Genomic DNA, 19764 nt, shown 5'->3' with positions numbered 1-19764 from the left:
CACCACACCGACCACCACGGGGAGAACCGACCATGTTCCGACGCTCCGGCACCGCCACCACCCTCACCACCGCGCTCGTCGCGGCGGCCGCCGCCCTCGTCCTCACCGCCTCGACCTCCGCCACGGCCGCGACCGCACCCGGGTTCCTGAGCGGCGCCGACCTGCCGCCCCACCCCGGCTCGCCGTGGTTCGCCGGCCAGGTCAACCGGGGGCTGCCCGCGTTCGCGCCGTTCTGCCTGGGCGGCGTGCTCCCGGCCGCGGGCAGCTGGCACCGCGAGTTCGGCACCGAGTACGACACGGGTGCCACGCAGATCTCCGTCCGCGCCGCGTCGACGGCGGCCGCCGTCGAGCTGGTCGGGAAGCTGGAGCGGCGGGTCGCGGCCTGCGCCGCCGACTGGCTGCGGACGAGCCCGGGCGGCACGGCCTCCTGGCAGGACTACGGGACCCTTCCCGTGGAGGAGGGCGCGCACGTCTACGGGGTGCACAGCTCGATGCCGGAGTCCGAGCCCGGCGTGCACCTGTACGGGGTCGGGCGCGACGGCTCCACGGTCACCGTCGTGACGTGGGGGGAGATGGGCGACCTGTCCCGGGCCCCGGTCGCCGCCTTCAAGAAGACCACCACCAAGGCCGTGAACAAGCTCAACCCGTGAGCACGGCGCCCCCGCGCCCCACCGGTGGGACCATGGAGACCGGGCCCCTCCAGCCGATCCGAGGCGATGGCCATGCGTTCCGGGAACGAGCCGGTGACCGCCCGCAGTCCGCTGCGGATGCGGTTCTGGCTGAGTCTGTGGGGGCTGCTCTGGTCCGTCGCCGGGACGGTGGCCTTCTCACTGGCCGACCGTTCCGGCTGGGCGGCGGTCTGCGGGGCGATCGCGCTGCTGGCCGCCGTGGACCTGATCGTGGTGACCCGGCACATCCGCCAGGGGCCGCACTACCAGCCGGGCCCGGACGTCCCCCCGTACGAGCCGCCGGAGCAGCCGAGGATGCCGAAGCCGCCCCGAACGCACTGAGGGCGGCCGGGGCCGCGGGCTGGGGCGCGCCCCAGCCCTGCTACCGCTCGAAGCGGGCGGCCTCCAGGTACTCCGGCTGCGGATCGAGGGCGGCGGCCAGCCGGAAGTGCTTGCGCGCCTGCTCGGGCCGGCCCGAGCGCTGATGGGTGCGGGCCAGCGCGAAGTGGGCGAAGGCGTTGTCCGGCTCCCGCTCCAGCACCAGCTCGAACTCCAGGGCGGCCGGGCGCAGTTGGGCCGCCGCGAAGAAGGCCCGGGCGCGCAGCAGCCGGGCCGCCGTGTTCTCCGGGTGGGCCGCTATGACGGAGTCGAGCAGCTTCACCGCGCCGCGCGGGTCGCGTGCGGCGAGCAGCTGCTCGGCGGCCCGGTAGTCGATGACGTGCGTCTCCGGACTCGCCGATCCGGAGGACGAAGACGACGAGGACGGCGGCGGCGTGGTGTCGGACACGATCTGTTCCTTCCCTCTACGGCCGCGTTCAACGCTCGACGGCGGGCCCGCTATTCCATGGGCACGTCACGCCCCGCGGTCGGCGGCCCGCGCCGCGGCCCGCGCCGTGAGCTCCTCCCACACCGTGCGGACCTGCGGCTCCAGCGCCTCCAGCGGACCGTCGTTGTCGATGACGAGCGTGGCCACCGCCAGCCGCCGCTCCCGCGTGGCCTGCGCGGCCATCCGGGCCCGCGCCTCCTCCTCGGCCATCCCGCGCCGCGCGGTCAGCCGCGCCAGCTGCGTCTCGGTCGCCGCGTCCACCACGACCACCAGGTCGTACAGCGGCGCCAGGCCGTTCTCCGCGAGCAGCGGTACGTCGTGCACCACGATGGCGTCGGCTCCCGCGGCGGCCTCCAGCTCGGCGGACCGGGCGCCGACCAGCGGGTGCACGATGGCGTTGAGGATCTGGAGCTTCGCCGGGTCGGCGAACACGATCGAGCCCAACTCGGGCCGGTCCAGCCTCCCCTCGGGGGTCAGTACCGACTCCCCGAAGGCCGCCACGACGGCCGCGAGCCCAGGCGTACCCGGCTCGACGACCTCCCGTGCGATCCGGTCGGCGTCCACGACCACGGCACCGTACCCCGCCAGCAGGCGCGAGACCTCGCTCTTGCCGGCACCTATTCCGCCCGTCAGGCCCACTTTCAGCATGGTCAGCAGCCTAGCGCCGCGTTCACCGGATCGCGGGGCCCCGGGGTGTCCGGGTACCCGGGCGGCCCGGGTGCCCAGGGGGTGGTCTCAGCCCTCGCCCTCGCGCTCCGCCAGGAACCGTTCGAACTCGCGCCCGATCTCGTCCGCCGACGGGATCTCCGCGGGCTCGGCGATCATGTTGCCCCGGGTCTCGGCGCCGGCCGCCGCGTCGTACTGGTGCTCCAGACCCTGCACCAGGGCGACCAGCTCCTCGTCGCCCTCCCGGATCTGCCGGTCGATCTCCGTCTGGGTGCGGTGCGCCTCGGTGCGCAGCGCGTGCGCCACGGCCGGCAGCACCAGCCCGGTCGCCGCCGTGATCGCCTCCAGCGCCGTCAGCGCGGCGTCCGGGTACGGGGAGCGGGCGACGTAGTGCGGGACGTGCGCGGCGACCCCGAGCACATCGTGCCCGGCCTGTGCGAGGCGGAACTCCACGAGCGACTCCGCGCTGCCCGGTACCTGTGCCTCGTCGAAGGGGCTGCGGTGGCCGGGCATGAGGTCGGTCCGGTTGCCGTGCGGGGTGATGCCGACGGGCCGGGTGTGCGGGACGCCCATCGGGATGCCCCGGAAGTTGACGGAGAGGCGGACCCCGAGGCGCTCGACGATCTGCCGGACGGCGACCGAGAAGCGCTCCCACTCCACGTCCGGCTCCGGGCCGGACAGGAGGAGGAAGGGGGCTCCGGTGGCGTCCTGGACGATCCGGACCTCCAGCCGGGGCTCCTCGAACTCGCTCCAGTGGTCACGCCGGAAGGTCAGCAGCGGGCGCCGGGCCCGGTAGTCCACCAGGCGGTCGGCGTCGAACCGGGCCACCAGTTGGTGGGGCAGGGTGTCGAGCAGTCGCTCGATGATCTGGTCGCCGGCCTCGCCCGCGTCCATGTAGCCCTCGAAGTGATACAGCATGACCAGGCCGGCCGAGTCCTGGGTCAGCGCCAGGTCGGCCACCGCCAGGCCCTTGGCGTCCCATTCGTACAAACCCTGCGGATCAAGCACCGTCACCACTCCTCCTCGCCGTGTTCTCTGCCAAGAACGTCCAAGGAGCCTTCACCATTCCCCAGTTGGGCTCCTTCGTGTCCCTTCACGAGAACGCAACAGATCTCGGGGCGGAAAACGCGGTGAGGCCCGCCCCCCGAAGGGGACGGGCCTCACCGTGCTACGCGACTACTCAGCTCGGCTCACACCGGAGTGTGATGCGCGCTGCGATCAGCTCTGGCCGCCGGCCAGCTTCTCGCGGAGCGCGGCCAGGGCCTCGTCCGACGCCAGGGCGCCGGAGGTCTCGTCCGACTCCGAGGAGTACGAACCACCCGAGATGCCCGCACCGGCGTTGCCACTGGCGGCCGGGGCGGCAGCGCCCTCGGCGGCAGCGGCCTCGTCGGCCTCGCGGCTCTTGATGACCTGAGCCTGGTGCTGCTCGAAGCGCTGCTGCGCCTCGGCGTACTGGGTCTCCCAGGCCTCGCGCTGCTTGTCGAAGCCCTCGAGCCAGTCGTTGGTCTCGGGGTCGAAGCCCTCGGGGTAGATGTAGTTGCCCTGGTCGTCGTACGACGCGGCCATGCCGTACAGGGTCGGGTCGAACTCGACCGACGCCGGGTCGGCACCGAAGGACTCGTTGGCCTGCTTGAGCGACAGCGAGATCCGGCGACGCTCAAGGTCGATGTCGATGACCTTGACGAAGATCTCGTCGTTGACCTGGACGACCTGCTCCGGGATCTCCACGTGGCGCTCGGCCAGCTCGGAGATGTGGACCAGACCCTCGATGCCCTCGTCCACGCGGACGAACGCACCGAACGGAACCAGCTTGGTGACCTTACCCGGGACGACCTGACCGATCTGGTGGGTCCGGGCGAACTGCTGCCACGGGTCCTCCTGCGTCGCCTTCAGCGACAGGGAGACACGCTCGCGGTCCATGTCGACGTCGAGGACCTCGACGGTGACTTCCTGACCGACCTCGACGACCTCGGAGGGGTGGTCGATGTGCTTCCAGGACAGCTCGGAGACGTGCACGAGACCGTCGACGCCACCCAGGTCCACGAAGGCACCGAAGTTGACGATCGAGGAGACGACGCCGGAGCGGACCTGACCCTTCTGCAGGGTGGTGAGGAACGTCTGGCGAACCTCGGACTGGGTCTGCTCGAGCCAGGCGCGGCGGGACAGGACCACGTTGTTGCGGTTCTTGTCCAGCTCGATGATCTTCGCCTCGAGCTCCTTGCCCACGTAGGGCTGGAGGTCGCGGACGCGACGCATCTCGACGAGAGAGGCCGGCAGGAAGCCGCGGAGGCCGATGTCGAGGATGAGACCACCCTTGACGACCTCGATGACGGTACCGGTGACGATGCCGTCTTCTTCCTTGATCTTCTCGATGGTGCCCCAGGCACGCTCGTACTGAGCGCGCTTCTTCGAGAGGATCAGGCGGCCTTCCTTGTCCTCCTTCTGGAGAACCAGGGCCTCGATCTCGTCGCCGACCTTGACGACCTCGTTCGGGTCGACGTCGTGCTTGATCGAGAGCTCGCGGCTCGGGATGACGCCTTCGGTCTTGTAACCGATGTCGAGGAGAACCTCGTCCCGGTCAACCTTGACGATGACGCCGTCGACGATGTCGCCATCGTTGAAGTACTTGATCGTCGCGTCGATCGCCGCGAGGAACGCGTCCGCGTCGCCGATGTCGTTGACCGCTACCTGCGGAGTGGTGGCGGTGGTCTCGGTGCTGCTCGTCATGTGGGAAAGGGCTCCGGTTACGGACAGAAAGTCGTAGGTACTGCTACGCCGGGAGCCCTTATCGGCATCCACCGAAGACCGGACAGCCAAGGAGACCCCCGATCCGCAGGGGAGCGGCGGGGCCTCGAAAACCGAGGGGACATCAACAGATGCAAGCGCAGCCTGCTAGGTCTGAGGAGCACAGGCTCGCAGCGCAACTTGTAGCATACGGGGGCGGCCGGACAGGGTCAATGCGCGAAGGGGCACACCCCGGGCAGATCGCCGCACAACCGGCAGAATTCATGGACGGGAAGGCCCTGATGACGCTTCCTGCCACATTTCGCAGACTACGACGACGGGCCCCATGAACCAAGAGGACTACGCCATCGAAGACGCGCACGGGGCGGATTCGGTGCCCGCGGACGACGCCGAGGCCACCCGGCGTAACGCCGGGGAAGCGGAGAGCAGCCGAGCGAGCCGCGCCTGGTGGGACCGCAACGCCGACGAGTACCAGAGCGAGCACGGCGCCTTCCTCGGCGACGACCGCTTCGTATGGGGGCCCGAGGGCCTGGACGAGGCCGAGGCCGCGCTCCTCGGCCCCGCGGCCTCCCTCCAGGGCAAGGACGTCCTGGAGATCGGCGCCGGCGCCGCCCAGTGCTCGCGCTGGCTGGCCGCCCGGGGCGCCCGCCCGGTCGCCCTGGACCTCTCGCACCGCCAGCTCCAGCACGCCCTGCGCATCGGCGACGACGTTCCCCTGGTCGAGGCCGACGCCGGCAGGCTGCCCTTCCGCGACGGCTCCTTCGACCTCGCCTGCTCCGCCTACGGGGCCGTCCCCTTCGTCGCCGACCCGGTGAACGTCATGCGCGAGGTGCGCCGCGTGCTGCGCCCCGGCGGCCGCTGGGTCTTCTCCGTCACCCACCCGGTCCGCTGGGCCTTCCCCGACGAGCCCGGACCCGAGGGCCTGTCCGTCGCCGCTTCCTACTTCGACCGGACGCCGTACGTGGAGCAGGACGAGGAGGGCCGCGCGGTGTACGTCGAGCACCACCGGACCCTCGGCGACCGGGTCCGCGACGTGGTCGCGGGCGGCTTCCGGCTCGTGGACCTGGTCGAACCGGAGTGGCCCGCCTGGAACCGCCAGGAGTGGGGCGGCTGGTCCCCGCTGCGCGGCAATCTGATCCCCGGCACCGCGATCTTCGTCTGCGAGCGCGGCTGACGTGATCCGTACCGCCGCCCTGGACGCCCTCCCGGTACGGGAAGCCGTGCCCGCCCTCGTCTCCGCGCTGGCCGGCCACGGTGCGGCAGTGCTCTGCGCGCCGCCGGGCACCGGCAAGACCACCCTGGTGCCGCTGGTCCTGGCCGGGCTGGTCGGCGGCGGTGAGCGCCGCCGGGTCGTGGTGGCCGAGCCCCGGCGGATCGCCGCCCGGGCGGCGGCGCGCCGGATGGCCTGGTTGCTGGGCGAGCGGGTCGGCGACTCGGTGGGCTTCACCGTGCGCGGCGAGCGGGTCGCGGGCCCCGGCACGGTGGTCGAGGTGGTGACCACCGGCGTACTGCTCCAGCGGCTCCAGCGGGACCAGGAACTGGCCGGCGTGGACGTGGTCGTCCTGGACGAGTGCCACGAGCGGCACCTGGACGCCGACACCGTCGCCGCCTTCCTCCTGGACGTACGGGAGACCCTGCGCCCGGAGCTGGGCCTGGTGGCGGCCTCGGCGACCACCGACGCGGCGGGCTGGGCCCGGGTGCTGGGCGGCGCGCCGGTGGTGGAGGCCGCCGGGGTCGCGTACCCGGTGGAGACGGTGTGGGCGCCGCCGACCCGGCCGGTACGGCCTCCGCACGGGATGCGGGTGGACCCCGCGCAGCTGACGCACGTGGCCACGGTGGTGCGGCGGGCGCTGGCGGAGCGCACCGGCGACGTCCTGTGCTTCCTGCCGGGTGTCGGGGAGATCGCCCGCGTCGCCGGGCAGCTGGGCGGGGTGGACGCGCAGGTGCTCCAGGTCCACGGCCGGGCCCCGGCGGCCGTGCAGGACGCGGCGCTGACGGCCGCGGCGCACCGCCGCGTGATCCTGTCGACCTCGCTCGCGGAGTCGAGCCTGACCGTGCCGGGCGTCCGGGTGGTGGTGGACTCCGGACTCGCCCGCGAACCCCGGGTGGACCACGCCCGGGGGCTCGGCGCGCTGGCGACCGTACGGGCGTCGCGCGCGGCGGGCCGCCAGCGGGCGGGCCGGGCCGGGCGTGAGGCGCCGGGCACGGTGTACCGCTGCTGGACCGAGGCGGAGGACGTCCGGCTGCCCGCGTTCCCGGCACCGGAGATCCGGGTCGCCGATCTGACGCAGTTCGCCCTGCAGGCCGCTTGCTGGGGCGACCCGGACGCGGCCGGGCTGGCGCTGCTGGACCCGCCGCCGGCCGGGGCGATGGCCGCCGCCCGGGAGGTCCTGACCGCCGTGGGCGCCGTGGACGGCGCCGGCCGGCCGACCCCGCGCGGGCTGCGCATGGCCCGGCTGGGGCTGCACCCTCGGCTGGCCCGGGCCCTGCTGGACGGCTGCGCCGCCCTCGGCGCCCGGCGGGCGGCGGAGGTGGTGGCCCTGCTCAGCGAGGAACCGCCGCGGGAGTACGGGGACGACCTGGCCGCCGCCTGGCGGGCGGCGCGGCGGGGTGCGGACGGCTACGCCGCGCGTTGGCGCGCGGAGGTCCGCCGCCTGGAACGGGCCGCCGCCGACCCGGCGGGGCCCACCCCCGAACCCGGGGCCGGATCCCGGGGCTCCGTCCCCGACCCGGCGGGGGCTGCGTCCCCGGACCCCCGCGCCTCGAACGCCGACGGGGCCGGATCTTCCCTGCGGGCCGCCCGGCCCGCGCCGGGCGAACGACAGCAGCCGCACCCGGCCTCACCGGCGTGCGAGGTGAGGGGTCCGGAGCGGAGCCTCGGAGACGACGCCGCCGCCGGGCTGATCGCTGCCCTCGCCTTCCCCGAGCGGGTCGCGAAGGCCAGGGGCGAGGGGGCCTTCTTGATGGCCTCCGGGACCGGGGCCGAGCTGGGCGACGGGTCCGGGCTGCGCAGCGCGGCCTGGTTGGCCGTGGCCGTCGCCGACCGGGCCGCCCACGCCGCCTCCGCACGGATCCGGCTGGCCGCCGTCGTCGACGAGGGCACCGCCCTGGCCGCCGCCGGGCACCTCCGTACGGACGGCGAGGAGGTGCGCTGGGAGGACGGGGACGTCGTCGCCCGCGCCGCCCAGCGGCTCGGGGCGATCGAACTCGCCGCGCGGCCCCTGCGCGCCCCCGCCCCGGCGCGCGTCCGGGCCGCCCTGCTGGACGGGCTCCGCACGGAGGGGCTGGACCTGCTGCGCTGGTCCGAGGACGCCCGCTCGCTCCGGGCCCGGCTGGGGTTCCTGCACCGGACGCTCGGCGGCGGCTGGCCCGACGTGGCGGACGACGCCGCCCTGCTGGACCGGGCCGACGACTGGCTGGAGCCCGAGCTGTCCCGGGCCCGGCGGCGCTCCGACCTCGGCCGGATCGACGCCGGGCAGGCCTTGAACCGGCTGCTGCCCTGGGCCACCGGCGAGGCCGTCCGACTGGACGAGCTGGCTCCGGAGCGCCTCCAGGTGCCCAGCGGGTCCCGGATCCGGGTGGACTACTCCGCCGAGCAGCCGGTGCTCGCCGTGAAGCTCCAGGAACTGTTCGGGCTGGCCGAGACCCCCCGGGTGGCCGGCGTACCGGTGCTGGTGCACCTGCTGTCCCCCGCCGGGCGGCCGGCGGCCGTCACCGCCGACCTGGCTTCCTTCTGGCGGGGCGGCTACCGCGCCGTCCGCGCCGAGCTGCGCGGCCGCTACCCCAAGCACCCCTGGCCCGAGGACCCGGCCACCGCCGAGCCCACCCGCCACACCAACGCCCGCCTCAGGCGCTGAGCTCCCCGTCCGGCGCGCGCCTGGCGCGCGCCCGCGCCTCCAGCCACAGCGCGCACCCGAGGAGCACGATCCCGGCGCCGGCCAGCCCGATCGGCGCGTAGGTGTGCAGCGTGAGGACCTTCGTACGGTTCGACGTGACGAGTGCGACGGTGTAATCGCTGTAGTCCTCGCGCATGGTCACGTGCCCGGCGAAGGCGGTGAGCCTGCCGTCCGGGGCGCCCGCCGCGAGGCCGCCGCGCATCTCCTGCTGGATGTCCTGCTCGGCGTTGACGGGCGCGCCGGTCACCGGGTCGACCCAGAACCTCGCCTTGACCGTGTACCAGAGGCTGGTGCCGGTGGTGGCCTCGATCGTCGCCGGATCGATGCCCTCGATCGGCATCTTCTTCGGCATGGGAACCTTGGTCCAGGGGATGTCCTGCTCGAAGTAGTAGACGTCCATGCCCTTGAACGTCCGGGGGCCGACGTAGTGGATCGGCGACGAGGTGCGGGTCTGCGCGTCGAAGTACAGGTAGTCGCGCGGCTCGGTGAAGAACGGCCACTTGAACTCGATGCCCTCGCGCTCGACCGGGTCCCCGTCGACCATCTCGCCGGTGGCGTGCACCGGGTCCTGGGTGTGCGCGTCGAAGATGTAGCGCTCGGGGATCTGGGAGACCATTTTGCCGTCCGGGCCGATGATGTAGGACAGCGTGTCCCAGACGACGACGTCCTTGCCGGCGCTCGCCTCGATCTCCTCGGACGCTTCCACGTTGCCCTTGAGGGTCTGGACGATGGTGACCTTGTCCACCTTCTTCGGCTTCATGCCGTCGAAGTAGTCGAGGAGGGTCGCGTCCTTCGCCTCCAGGACCACCTCCTGGTACTGGTTCGGCGGGATCTTCGCCAGACGCGGGTACGCGTACCAGCGCAGCAGCGGCGCGAGGGCCGTGCAGAACACGGCGAGGGCCAGCAGGACGAGGCTCGCTCTGCGTCGCATGGCCGAGCCCTCCTCTACTTTCCGGGCGCGGCGGGCGCGGTGGTGAGCAGGGGCTTGGGGGAGGTCTTGCCCTCGGTCGCCCCGAGCGCCGTGACGGCGAGGACGAGGAGCACCGCGAGGGCGAGCCCGCTGGCGGCGGCGACGAGTGCGCGCATGCCGGGCCTCCGGAATCTGATTGGGCGTCAGGGCGGAGGCACCGTAGCAACGCCGCCGCCAGATGAGAACCGTCCGACCCCCACGAACCCGGTGGTCGGCGCCCCGGAACGCCGTCCCCGGCCCGCGAAGGCGGTGGCGGTGGCGGTGGCGGTGGGTCCCCTCACGCCGGGCGGGGCTCCCCCCCGCCCGGCGGAGGTCGGCCAGGAGGTCGCGCCGGCTCAGGGTGCCGGGAAGGACCGCGCGCCCTCGCGTTCGCCCACCTGGGGTGGCACCCGGCCGGCCGACCCGGGCGCCCGCAGACCGGGGCCGGGGCTCGGGCCGTAGCCCGTGTCCGGCGTGTCGGGCCCCGGCAGGTCGGGGACCCCGTCGACCAGGGTGATCAGCGCCGTCAACGCGTTGAGGATCCGGTCCGGACGGTAAAGGACCGCGCTCTCCAGGTTCATCAGCGCCGTCTCCAGTTCACCGTCGCCCACTCTGCTCGCGTTCTCGATGAGGCGCTTGAGGTGGTACTCGACGCGTTCGGTGTCGTCCGGACGCTTCAACCCGGCCGCTCCGGACCGGATGGCCGTCAGAATGCCGAGGAGCTGGTGGATGCCGTCCCCTCGGCCCTCCCGGATGAGGCCGTCCCTCCAGGTCACGTACTGGACGAGCCACATCGACATCGTGGCCAACCAATCCCGGGCCTGCCGGCGGGCCGCCTCCATGGGTTCCGAGACAGTAATGAAGCCCCCCGTCGTGACCTCGTGCACGGCGGCGGACGCCAGGGCAACGCCCCCGACGGTGAAGGAGCTGGTGAGGTCCTGGTCGAACCCGACGTGCATCAGGAAGGTCGACGCGACGCCCGCCGTCGCGGTGCGGGCGAGGGCGATGACGCGCCGGTGCACGGCAACGGCCTCGTTGCGAGTCCGTCCCCTGTGGACCTGCGCCGACATTCGGTCGCGGACCTCGTTCAGTCCGTCGTCCACCAGGGCGTGGCTGAGCAGCAACGCGGAGGTCTTGGCCACGACCCGCTGGGCGAATAGGTGGGCGCGGTCCTCGATCGCCGGGAAGCGTGCGTGGTCGAGCGCCTCGACCCCGTCATGCGTTTCGGCTGCGGCCCTGGCCCATCGGTAGAGCCGATCCCAGTAGGTTGAGGCGTGCGGGCCGTCGTGGAGGGGGTAACGCACACCCTGGGTGATTTTCTCGCGCAGCCAGCGTCCGGTCTTCGTGAAGAATCCGGTACGGGCTTCCATCGGTACGAAGAGTGCTTCGAGGATCTCGCACAGGCGGAGGGCCGCCTCATGGATGGCGTGGGGTGTGGGGTCGTCGACGTCGTCGCCAACCATGAGGGCGTTGACCACCGCTTGGTAGCGCACGTAGCGGTACCAACGACGTTGATTGAGGATGCGCCAGCCGACACGGGCCGCACGGACCGCGCCGGGGCCTGGACCGGCACCGGTTAAATCTGTCACTCGTGGATGGTAGGGCAGCCAACAGCCCGCTCTCGGGGACGTGTTGACCGCAGGAGCGTTCGACTACGGGATGGCCGCCGGGCCGGGCGTGCGCGGCGCGACGGAGGGCGACGCGTCGGGATCGGTGACGGGGCGGGGCGCGGGGCAGGGGTCGGGGCGGGCGGGGTCGGCTTCGGGGGTGTCGTCGGCGGCGCGCCCTTGTCCGGGGCGGCCGCCTGGCCGTCCGGGACCTCGTGCGTGCCCTTGAGGTAGTACGTGAACCCGGACCGCACCGTGCGCAGGTACTCCGTGGACCGGTCGGCGGAGAGCACCGCCCGGTCCAGGTCTGCCTCCACCCGCAGGTCCCGCGACCCGGCGCACAGGTACCGGCCGGCCGCGAGGGCGCGTCGTGCATGTTGTTCGGGTCGCACCTGCCGTCGCCGTCCGCGTCCTGGCCCCAGGCCGCCCAGGTGGACGGTCCGGCCCCAGGATCGGCCGCAGCATGGTCCCGCCCGCGCCCACCCGCCCCCCGCGCGCCTGCCCGGACTCGACCTTGCCGATCGCCGCGAGGGTCGACCCGCTGCACAGGGCACGCACCGCGGTCCTGGCTCCGCCACGTCCCCCCGTCCCGGCACGGGTCGCGCATACTGTCCGGACCCTTCCGGGGCACCGGCCGACGACGGGGCCGCGCCGGACACCGCGGAACCGCGGGAACAGAGGACCGCAGGACCGCAGGACCCCCGGGACCGTAGAGCCGCCGAACCGCCGAACCGCCGAAAAGCAGAGCACCCCAGGAGACGCGCCGTGCCGTTCACCCTCAGCCACGCGGCCGCCGTGCTGCCCGCCCTCCGCCGGACCGGCCGCGCCCGGGGCCCGCTGGTCGCCTCGGCGCTGGTCCTCGGGTCGTTCGCCCCCGACACCGTGTACTTCGCGGACGCCGTCGTGCAGGGCGCCATGCGCCACGGCGCCCTCACGCACTCGCCGGTGGGCGTGCTCACGGTGGACGCCCTGCTCACCGCCGCCCTCGCGGCCTGCTGGCTGCTGCTGCGCGAACCCCTGATCGCGCTGCTGCCGCGCCGCCGGCGCGGCCGGGTGCACGCCCTGCTCCGCGGCGAGCACTGGCGCGGGCGCCGACTGCCGTCGCTGGCGGTCTGGTTCTACCTGTCCGCGGTCGCCGGCTCGTTCACGCACGTCGCGTGGGACAGCTTCACGCACCCCGGCCGCTGGGGGACCGAGGTGCTGCCGGCGCTCGGTGAGCCCTTCGCCTTCGGTCTGCCCCTCTACTCGTACGTGCAGTACGGCAGTTCGGCCGCGGCGGCCTGCGTGCTGGCGTGGTTCGCGGCGACCGCGCTGCGGCGGCTGCCGGACCGCCCCGTTCCGGCGTCCGTGCCGGTGCTCCGCCGCACGGAGGTGCTGGGCGCGCTGGCCCTGGTCGTGGTGTGCGTGGCGGTGGGGATCACACTGCGCGTGATCCGCTGGTTCACGTTCTTCGACCGGATCCGCACGCCGCTGGACATCATTCCGACGGTCTGCTTCGGCGCGGGCGGCGGCCTCGCCGTGGCCCTGCTGCTGTACGGGGTCCTCGTACGGCTGCGCCACCGCGGCGGCGACCGCCACCGCGAGGCCGGGGCCGAGGCCGGGGACGCGCGAACGCCCGCCCCCACCGTCTAGGACGGGCGGGGACGGGCGCGGAGCGAACCGTACGCACGCGGACCGGCCCGCAGGCGGTCCGCCGGACCGGCGGGACAGTGCGCGGCGCGTCAGTCCACGGCCCGCAGCGCCCGGCCCGTCAGTGCGCGGCGGACTCCCAGTCGGGGCCGACGCCCACGGACACGTCCAGCGGTGCGCGGAGCTCGACGGCGGCGCCCATCTCGCGGCGCACCAGCTCCTCCACCTTCTTCCGCTCGCCCGGAGCGATCTCCAGCACGATTTCGTCGTGGACCTGGAGCAGCATCCGCGACGCCAGCCCGGCCTCGGCGATCGCCCGGTCCACGCGCAGCATGGCCACCTTGACGATGTCGGCGGCCGTGCCCTGGATCGGGGCGTTGAGCGCCATCCGCTCAGCGGCCTCGCGACGCTGGCGGTTGTCGCTGTTGAGGTCCGGCAGGTAGCGGCGCCGTCCGAAGATCGTCGCCGTGTAGCCGGTGGCCCGCGCCTCGTCCACGACGCGCTGCAGGTAGTCCCGGACCCCACCGAACCGCTCGAAGAACGTCTCCATCAGGCCGCGGGCCTCGGCGGGCTCGATGTTCAGCTGCTGGGCCAGCCCGAAGGCGGAGAGCCCGTAGGCGAGCCCGTACGACATGGCCTTGATCTTGCGGCGCATCTCGGCGTCGACGGCGGTCCGCTCCACCCCGAACACCTGGGAGGCGACGGTGGTGTGGAGGTCCTCGCCGGTGGCGAAGGCCTCGATGAGGCCCTCGTCCTCGGAGAGGTGGGCCATGACGCGCAGCTCGATCTGGCTGTAGTCGGCGGTCATGAGGGACTCGTAGCCCTCGCCGACGACGAACCCGCGCCGGATGGCGCGGCCCTCGTCGGTGCGCACCGGCACGTTCTGCAGGTTGGGGTCGGTGGAGGAGAGCCGGCCGGTGGCGGCGACGGTCTGGCTGAAGCTGGTGTGCACCCGGCCGTCGACGGCGATGGTCTTGACCAGGCCCTCGACCGTGACGCGAAGCTTGGCCTGCTCACGGTGCCGGAGCATGATCACCGGGAGTTCGTGGTCGGTCTGCTTCGCCAGCCAGGCCAGGGCGTCGGCGTCCGTGGTGTAGCCGGTCTTGGTCTTCTTCGTCTTGGGCAGGTCCAGCTCGCCGAAGAACACCTCCTGGAGCTGCTTGGGCGAGCCGAGGTTGAACTCGTGCCCGACCGCCGCGTGGGCCTCCTTGACCGCCTGCTGCACGGCGCCCGCGAACTGCTGCTCCATGGCCTCCAGGTGCTCGCGGTCGGCGGCGATACCGGCCCGCTCCATCCGGGCGAGGAGCTCGGAGGTCGGCAGCTCCATGTCGTGCAGCAGCTCGACGGCGCCGACCTCGTCGAGCTTGTCGGTGAAGGCGTCGCCCAGGTCCAGGACCGCGCGGGCCTGCGCCATCAGCGCTTCCGCCTCGGCGGTGTCGTCGGCGCCGAAGGCCAGCTGGCCGTCCGCGGCGGCCGGCGCCAGCTCCCGGTGCAGGTACTCCATGGACAGCACGTCCAGGGCGAAGGACCGGCGGCCCGGCTTGACCAGGTAGGCGGCGAGCGCCGTGTCCATGGCGACGCCGGCGAGGCTCCAGCCGTGCTCCGGGAAGACCCGCATCAGGCCCTTGGCGTTGTGCACAACCTTGGGCCGCGCCGGGTCCGCCGCCCAGGCGATGAAGGCGCGCTCGTCGGCCTCGTCCAGCGCGGACGGCTCGAACCAGGCGGCGGCGCCGCCGGCCGACGCCAGCGCGATCTCGGTGATCCGGCCCGTGCCCAGCGTCCAACTGTCGACGGTGGCGACACCCAGCGGCGCTCCCGCGTGGCTCTCCAGCCACGGCGCCAGCTCACCCGTGCCCAGCACTGAGCCGTCCAACTCCACACCGGCCGCGACGGGGGCGGGTGCCGCCTCCTCGGCGGCGCCCGGGTCCACGGCCAGCAGCCGCTCGCGCAGCGAGGCGTTACGGATCTCCAGCACGTCCAGCACCCCGGTGACCGCGGCGCGGTCGTAGGGCGCGCGGGCCAGGTCGGCGGGCGTACCGGGCAGCTCGACGTCCTTGACCATCTCGGTCAGGACGCGGTTGAGCTTGACCGCTTCCAGATGGTCGCGGAAGTTCTGCCCGGCCTTGCCCTTGACCTCCTCGGCGCGCTCCACCAGTTCCTTGAACGACCCGAACTGGATGATCCACTTGGCGGCGGTCTTCTCGCCGACGCCGGGGATGCCCGGGAGGTTGTCGGACGGGTCGCCGCGCAGGGCCGCGAAGTCCGGGTACTGCTGGGGGGTGAGCCCGTACTTCTCCTCGACCTTCTCCGGCGTGAACCGGGTCAGCTCGGAGACGCCCTTGGTGGGGTAGAGCACCGTGGTGTGCTCGGAGACGAGCTGGAAGGAATCCCGGTCACCGGTGACGATCAGCACGTCGAAGCCGAGGGCCTCCGCCTGCGTCGCCAGCGTCGCGATCACGTCGTCGGCCTCGAAGCCGTCGACGGCGAACCGGGGCACCTTCATCGCGTCGAGCAGCTCGCCGATCAGCTCGACCTGCCCCTTGAACTCGTCGGGGGTCTTGGAGCGGTTCGCCTTGTACTCGGGGAACTCCGTGGACCGCCACGTCTTGCGCGAGACGTCGAAGGCCACCGCGAAGTGCGTGGGCGCCTCGTCGCGCAGCGTGTTCGCCAGCATCGACGCGAAGCCGTAGATGGCGTTCGTCGGCTGGCCGGTCGCGGTCGTGAAGTTCTCCGCGGGCAGCGCGAAGAACGCCCGGTACGCCAGGGAGTGCCCGTCCATGAGCATCAGGCGGGGGCGGTCCGCTGCGGTCGTCTGGTCGGTCTTCTTCGATGCTGAATCTGCCACGTCCCCGATCCTAGGCGCCCCCGCCGACAATTCCGGCGGCGGCGATGTCGGCGGACCGTGACAGGATCGGAGGTGTACGCGAAGACTGCTCGAAGGGGAGCGACATGGCCGCCAAGCCGCCCGCAGGTGATCCGGTACAGGACGCGCCCCAGGTCGCGCCCCCGCAGCACGCGGCCGCCGGGCTGCCCGCGATCGGGCACACGCTGAGGATGGCCCGGCAGCAGATGGGCGTGGCCCGCACCGCCCGGACCCTGCTCAAGGTCAACCAGAAGGACGGCTTCGACTGCCCGGGCTGCGCCTGGCCCGAGGGCGACAAGCGGCACACCGCCGAATTCTGCGAGAACGGCGCCAAGGCCGTCGCGGAGGAAGCCACCCTGCGCCGGGTCACCCCCGACTTCTTCGCCGCGCACCCGCTCTCCGACCTCGCCGGCCGTTCCGGGTACTGGCTGGGCCAGCAGGGCCGCATCACGCACCCGATGTACCTGCCCGAGGGCGGCGACCGGTACGAGGCGATCTCCTGGGAGCGGGCCTTCGCGGTCCTCGCCGAGGAGCTGACCGCGCTGGACTCGCCGGACGAGGCCCTCTTCTACACCTCGGGCCGCACCAGCAACGAGGCCGCGTTCCTCTTCCAGCTCTTCGCCCGCGAGTTCGGCACCAACAACCTGCCCGACTGCTCCAACATGTGCCACGAGTCCTCGGGCTCCGCGCTGACCGAGACGATCGGCATCGGCAAGGGCAGCGTCTCCCTGGAAGACCTCCACCGGGCCGACCTGATCATCGTCGCCGGGCAGAACCCGGGCACCAACCATCCGCGCATGCTCTCCGCGCTGGAGAAGGCCAAGTCCGCCGGCGCGAAGATCATCTCGGTGAACCCGCTGCCGGAAGCCGGCATGGAGCGGTTCAAGAACCCGCAGACCCCCCTCGGCATGCTCAAGGGCACCGCCCTCAACGACCTGTTCCTGCAGATCCGCATCGGCGGCGACCAGGCCCTCTTCCGCCTGCTGAACAAGCTGGTGATCGAGGCGGACGGAGGGACGGACGAGGAGTTCATCCGCGAACACACCCACGGGTACGAGGAGTTCGCGGCCACCGCCAAGGAGGCGGACTGGACCGAGACCCTCACCGCCACCGGTCTGACCCGGCCCGAGATCGAGCGCGCCCTGGCCATGATCCTGGCCTCCGAGCGCACCATCGTCTGCTGGGCCATGGGCCTCACCCAGCACAAGCACTCGGTCGCCACCATCCGCGAGGTCGTCAACCTGCTGCTGCTGCGGGGAGCCATCGGCCGGCCCGGCGCCGGCGTCTGCCCGGTCCGCGGCCACTCCAACGTCCAGGGCGACCGCACCATGGGGATCTTCGAGCGCCCCGCGCCCGCCTTCCTGGACGCCCTCGACCGGGAATTCGGGATCACTTCGCCCCGCCACCACGGCTTCGACGTCGTCCGCTCCATCCGCGCCCTGCGCGACGGCGAGGCCAAGGTGTTCTTCGCCATGGGCGGCAACTTCGTCGGCGCCACCCCCGACACCGAGGTCACCGAGGCCGCGATCCGCCGCGCCCGCCTGACCGTGCACGTCTCCACGAAGCTGAACCGCTCCCACGCGGTCACCGGCCGGCGCGCCCTGATCCTTCCCACCCTCGGCCGCACCGACAAGGACGTGCAGGCCGCGGGCAAGCAGTTCGTCACCGTCGAGGACTCCATGGGCATGGTCCACGCCTCCCGGGGCAACCTCGCCCCCGCGAGCCCGCACCTGCTGTCGGAGCCCGCGATCGTGGCCCGCCTGGCCCGGGCGGTCCTCGGCCCGGCCTCGAAGACGCCGTGGGAGGAGTTCGAGCGCGACTACGCGACCATCCGCGACCGGATCTCCCGCGTGGTCCCCGGATTCGAGGACTTCAACGCCCGCGCCGCCCGCCCCGGCGGCTTCACCCTGCCGCACGCCCCGCGCGACGAGCGCCGCTTCCCGACGAAGACCGGCAGGGCCAATTTCACCGCCGCCGCCGTGGAGTACCCGCGCGTCCCGCAGGGGCGGCTGCTGCTGCAGACCCTGCGCAGCCACGACCAGTACAACACCACGATCTACGGCCTCGACGACCGCTACCGGGGGATCACCGGAGGCCGCCGCGTCGTCATGGTCAACCCCGAGGACGCGGCGGAGCTGGGACTGGCCGACGGCGCCTACACGGACCTGGTGAGCGAGTGGAAGGACGGCGTGGAGCGGCGGGCGCCCGGGTTCCGCGTCGTCCACTACCCGACCGCCCGGGGCTGCGCGGCCGCCTACTACCCCGAGACCAACGTGCTGGTCCCCCTCGACTCCACCGCCGACACCAGCAATACCCCGGCGAGCAAGTCCGTCGTCGTGCGCTTCGAACCGGCCTGATAGAACGACCCCAGGACAAGATGGTTAACGAGCGTTGACGAACGGAGCCGGCCCATGGGCGAGCAGCACGCTGTGAAGTTCCCGCAGGAGGTCCTCGACGAGTACACGGCCCTGGGCATCGACCTGCCCTCGCTGTTCTCGGCGGGCCACCTCGGCGAACGGATGGACATCCGCATCCTGGAGGCCTCGGCCGACCGGGTCGTGGCCACCATGCCCGTCGAGGGCAACACCCAGCCCTACGGATTGCTGCACGGCGGAGCCTCCGCCGTACTGGCCGAAACCCTCGGGTCCGTCGGCGCGATGATGCACGGCGGCATCACCAAGATCGCCGTCGGCGTCGACCTGAACTGCACCCACCACCGCGGCGCCCGGTCAGGCATCGTCACGGGCGTCGCCACCCCCGTGCACCGGGGCCGCTCCACGACCACGTACGAGATCGTGATCAGTGACGAGCAGGACCGCCGCGTCTGCACCGCCCGCCTCACCTGTCTGCTGCGCGACGCCCCGGCCGCCCCGGCCGGCGAGGCCCCCGCCGGCGCCTGACCTCCGGCGCGCGACCTGCGGCGTACCGCACCACCGGGCCCGGACCCCGACCGCACCGCGGCGAGGGGGTCCGGGCCCGCGGCGTGGGAGCCGGCGCCGTGCGGGCCCGGAGCCGTCCGCGCACCGCCCGGCGGCCGTCCGGCCCGCCGCCCTCACCGCCCGCCCCCACTCCGCCCGCACCGCCCCGGCCCCGCCCTCCCGGCACCGCCCCGACCCGCCCGCCGCGGCCGGCCGCCCGGCCCGTCCGCGCGCCGGCCAGCCGCCCGGAATGCGACAGTCCGACTACATTCCCCCGCGAGCAGTTGTGTCACCGATGGTGACCGCCTACCTTCCCCTCATGGGGACCCGGTCACGCACCTCGCTCCGGCACGCGGCCGCATCCACCCTTTTCGCGGCCTTCGCCGTGACCGGATGCTCCCCCTCCGCCTCTGCTCCCCCGACCTCCTCGCACACCCCCGCGCCCACCCCCGCCCCACCCGCGCGGATCTGCACCGCCCTCGTCTCCTACTGGGCCAAGGAGACCCTCCTGGGCACCCCGTGGTCCGGCCTCGACTGGGAACAGAAGGGGCTCTCGAACGACCAGTACGCCATCCACGAGGATGCCGTCGCCGCAGGCCGGGCCGAGGAAGCAACTTCCGGGCGGGACAGGGCACTTGAGCTGATCGACCGGTATGTCGCCCGGCGCTGCGCCGACGAGGACGGCGCCACCGGCAGAGCCGCCGCCCCGAGCCCCGCCGAGTGACCCCGGTCACCGCATTCCCGTACGCCCTGTCCGGCTTCCGGTCGCCCCGACGCACCTCCGCCCACACGACCGAACCGCAGGTCGAAGGCCCTTTGCCCCGGGCGACAAGATCCACGCACCGGCGAGCGCACTCGCCCCTTCGTCACACTGCGTAATGAGGGCATCGTACTTAATCGCCCTTTTCCCCGGGGAAATAACACTCGACGGAATGTTTCGGCCACGCGCAGCCACATTCGGCGCAATGTGATCAGAGACAGGACCATGAAGGTCGCA

The 19764-nt window shown here is 72.9% G+C and carries 16 protein-coding genes and 1 pseudogene; 8 read left to right on the top strand and 9 right to left on the bottom strand.

All coding sequences use genetic code 11. The features are described 5' to 3' along the window. Positions 1 to 32: 32 nt before the first annotated feature. Together ACWFQ8_RS15630 and ACWFQ8_RS15625 are read left to right on the top strand one after the other, a co-directional pair. Positions 33 to 650, top strand: coding sequence for a hypothetical protein (locus ACWFQ8_RS15630; RefSeq protein ID WP_453786759.1), 618 nt, complete (start codon positions 33 to 35; stop codon positions 648 to 650). 72 nt (positions 651 to 722) lie between these two features. Then, positions 723 to 1010, top strand: coding sequence for a DUF6343 family protein (locus ACWFQ8_RS15625; RefSeq protein ID WP_453786758.1), 288 nt, complete (start codon positions 723 to 725; stop codon positions 1008 to 1010). Positions 1011 to 1050: 40 nt separating this feature from the next. Here the strand turns inward: ACWFQ8_RS15625 and ACWFQ8_RS15620 are convergent, their stop codons facing one another. The 4 genes from ACWFQ8_RS15620 to rpsA all read right to left on the bottom strand — a co-directional run bounded on the left by ACWFQ8_RS15620 (position 1051) and on the right by rpsA (position 4887). Beyond that, positions 1051 to 1455, bottom strand: coding sequence for a tetratricopeptide repeat protein (locus ACWFQ8_RS15620; RefSeq protein ID WP_453786757.1), 405 nt, complete (start codon positions 1453 to 1455; stop codon positions 1051 to 1053). 66 nt (positions 1456 to 1521) lie between these two features. Further along, positions 1522 to 2142, bottom strand: a complete 621-nt coding sequence (gene coaE, locus ACWFQ8_RS15615) for a dephospho-CoA kinase (RefSeq protein WP_453786756.1) — start codon at positions 2140 to 2142, stop codon at positions 1522 to 1524. A gap of 87 nt (positions 2143 to 2229) precedes the next feature. Then, on the bottom strand, positions 2230 to 3168 hold the full coding sequence (locus ACWFQ8_RS15610; RefSeq protein WP_453786861.1) for a PAC2 family protein: 939 nt from the start codon (positions 3166 to 3168) through the stop codon (positions 2230 to 2232). A gap of 210 nt (positions 3169 to 3378) precedes the next feature. After that, on the bottom strand, positions 3379 to 4887 hold the full coding sequence (gene rpsA / locus ACWFQ8_RS15605; protein ID WP_362729955.1) for a 30S ribosomal protein S1: 1509 nt from the start codon (positions 4885 to 4887) through the stop codon (positions 3379 to 3381). Positions 4888 to 5230: 343 nt separating this feature from the next. On the opposite strand from rpsA, the gene ACWFQ8_RS15600 reads away from it, so the two are divergent. Together ACWFQ8_RS15600 and ACWFQ8_RS15595 are read left to right on the top strand one after the other, a co-directional pair. Further along, positions 5231 to 6079 carry a class I SAM-dependent methyltransferase gene (locus ACWFQ8_RS15600; protein ID WP_453786755.1) on the top strand — a complete coding sequence of 283 codons (849 nt, stop codon included), beginning with the start codon at positions 5231 to 5233 and terminating at the stop codon, positions 6077 to 6079. 1 nt (position 6080) lies between these two features. Then, complete coding sequence (locus ACWFQ8_RS15595; RefSeq protein ID WP_453786754.1) at positions 6081 to 8762, top strand: ATP-dependent RNA helicase; 2682 nt, start codon at positions 6081 to 6083, stop codon at positions 8760 to 8762. Here the strand turns inward: ACWFQ8_RS15595 and ACWFQ8_RS15590 are convergent. From ACWFQ8_RS15590 to ACWFQ8_RS15575, 4 genes and pseudogenes are all read right to left on the bottom strand, one after another. Next, positions 8752 to 9732: a DUF3068 domain-containing protein gene (locus ACWFQ8_RS15590; protein ID WP_453786753.1), complete on the bottom strand. Its 981-nt coding sequence runs from the start codon at positions 9730 to 9732 to the stop codon at positions 8752 to 8754. The genes ACWFQ8_RS15595 and ACWFQ8_RS15590 overlap by 11 nt on opposite strands. A gap of 14 nt (positions 9733 to 9746) precedes the next feature. After that, entirely contained in the window at positions 9747 to 9887 is a 141-nt protein-coding gene (locus tag ACWFQ8_RS15585; RefSeq protein ID WP_453786752.1) for an SPW_0924 family protein, read from the bottom strand. A gap of 219 nt (positions 9888 to 10106) precedes the next feature. Continuing rightward, positions 10107 to 11339, bottom strand: a complete 1233-nt coding sequence (locus tag ACWFQ8_RS15580; protein ID WP_453786751.1) for a hypothetical protein — start codon at positions 11337 to 11339, stop codon at positions 10107 to 10109. Positions 11340 to 11416: 77 nt separating this feature from the next. After that, a pseudogene (locus ACWFQ8_RS15575) lies at positions 11417 to 11888 on the bottom strand (hypothetical protein); the annotation flags it as partial. A 234-nt stretch (positions 11889 to 12122) separates the two neighbouring features. Here ACWFQ8_RS15575 and ACWFQ8_RS15570 point away from each other — a divergent pair. Further along, complete coding sequence (locus ACWFQ8_RS15570) at positions 12123 to 12989, top strand: DUF4184 family protein (protein WP_453786750.1); 867 nt, start codon at positions 12123 to 12125, stop codon at positions 12987 to 12989. Between the two features lie 118 nt (positions 12990 to 13107). Here ACWFQ8_RS15570 and polA read toward each other — a convergent pair whose 3' ends face one another. After that, on the bottom strand, positions 13108 to 15831 hold the full coding sequence (polA, locus tag ACWFQ8_RS15565; protein ID WP_453786749.1) for a DNA polymerase I: 2724 nt from the start codon (positions 15829 to 15831) through the stop codon (positions 13108 to 13110). 104 nt (positions 15832 to 15935) lie between these two features. Between polA and ACWFQ8_RS15560 the strand changes: the two genes are divergently transcribed. From ACWFQ8_RS15560 to ACWFQ8_RS15550, 3 genes are all read left to right on the top strand, one after another. Further along, positions 15936 to 18206, top strand: coding sequence for an FdhF/YdeP family oxidoreductase (locus tag ACWFQ8_RS15560; RefSeq protein WP_453786748.1), 2271 nt, complete (start codon positions 15936 to 15938; stop codon positions 18204 to 18206). Positions 18207 to 18260: 54 nt separating this feature from the next. Next, entirely contained in the window at positions 18261 to 18749 is a 489-nt protein-coding gene (locus tag ACWFQ8_RS15555; protein ID WP_453786747.1) for a PaaI family thioesterase, read from the top strand. A 337-nt stretch (positions 18750 to 19086) separates the two neighbouring features. Then, the gene (locus tag ACWFQ8_RS15550; protein ID WP_453786746.1) at positions 19087 to 19491 is read left to right on the top strand and encodes a hypothetical protein; all 405 of its coding nucleotides are present in this window, start codon (positions 19087 to 19089) and stop codon (positions 19489 to 19491) included. Positions 19492 to 19764: the final 273 nt, after the last annotated feature.

It is taken from the genome of Streptomyces sp. NPDC055254, from assembly GCF_053606025.1.
The sequence above is the reverse complement of the archived record's forward strand: the minus strand, read 5'-3'. Positions and strand labels throughout refer to the sequence as shown.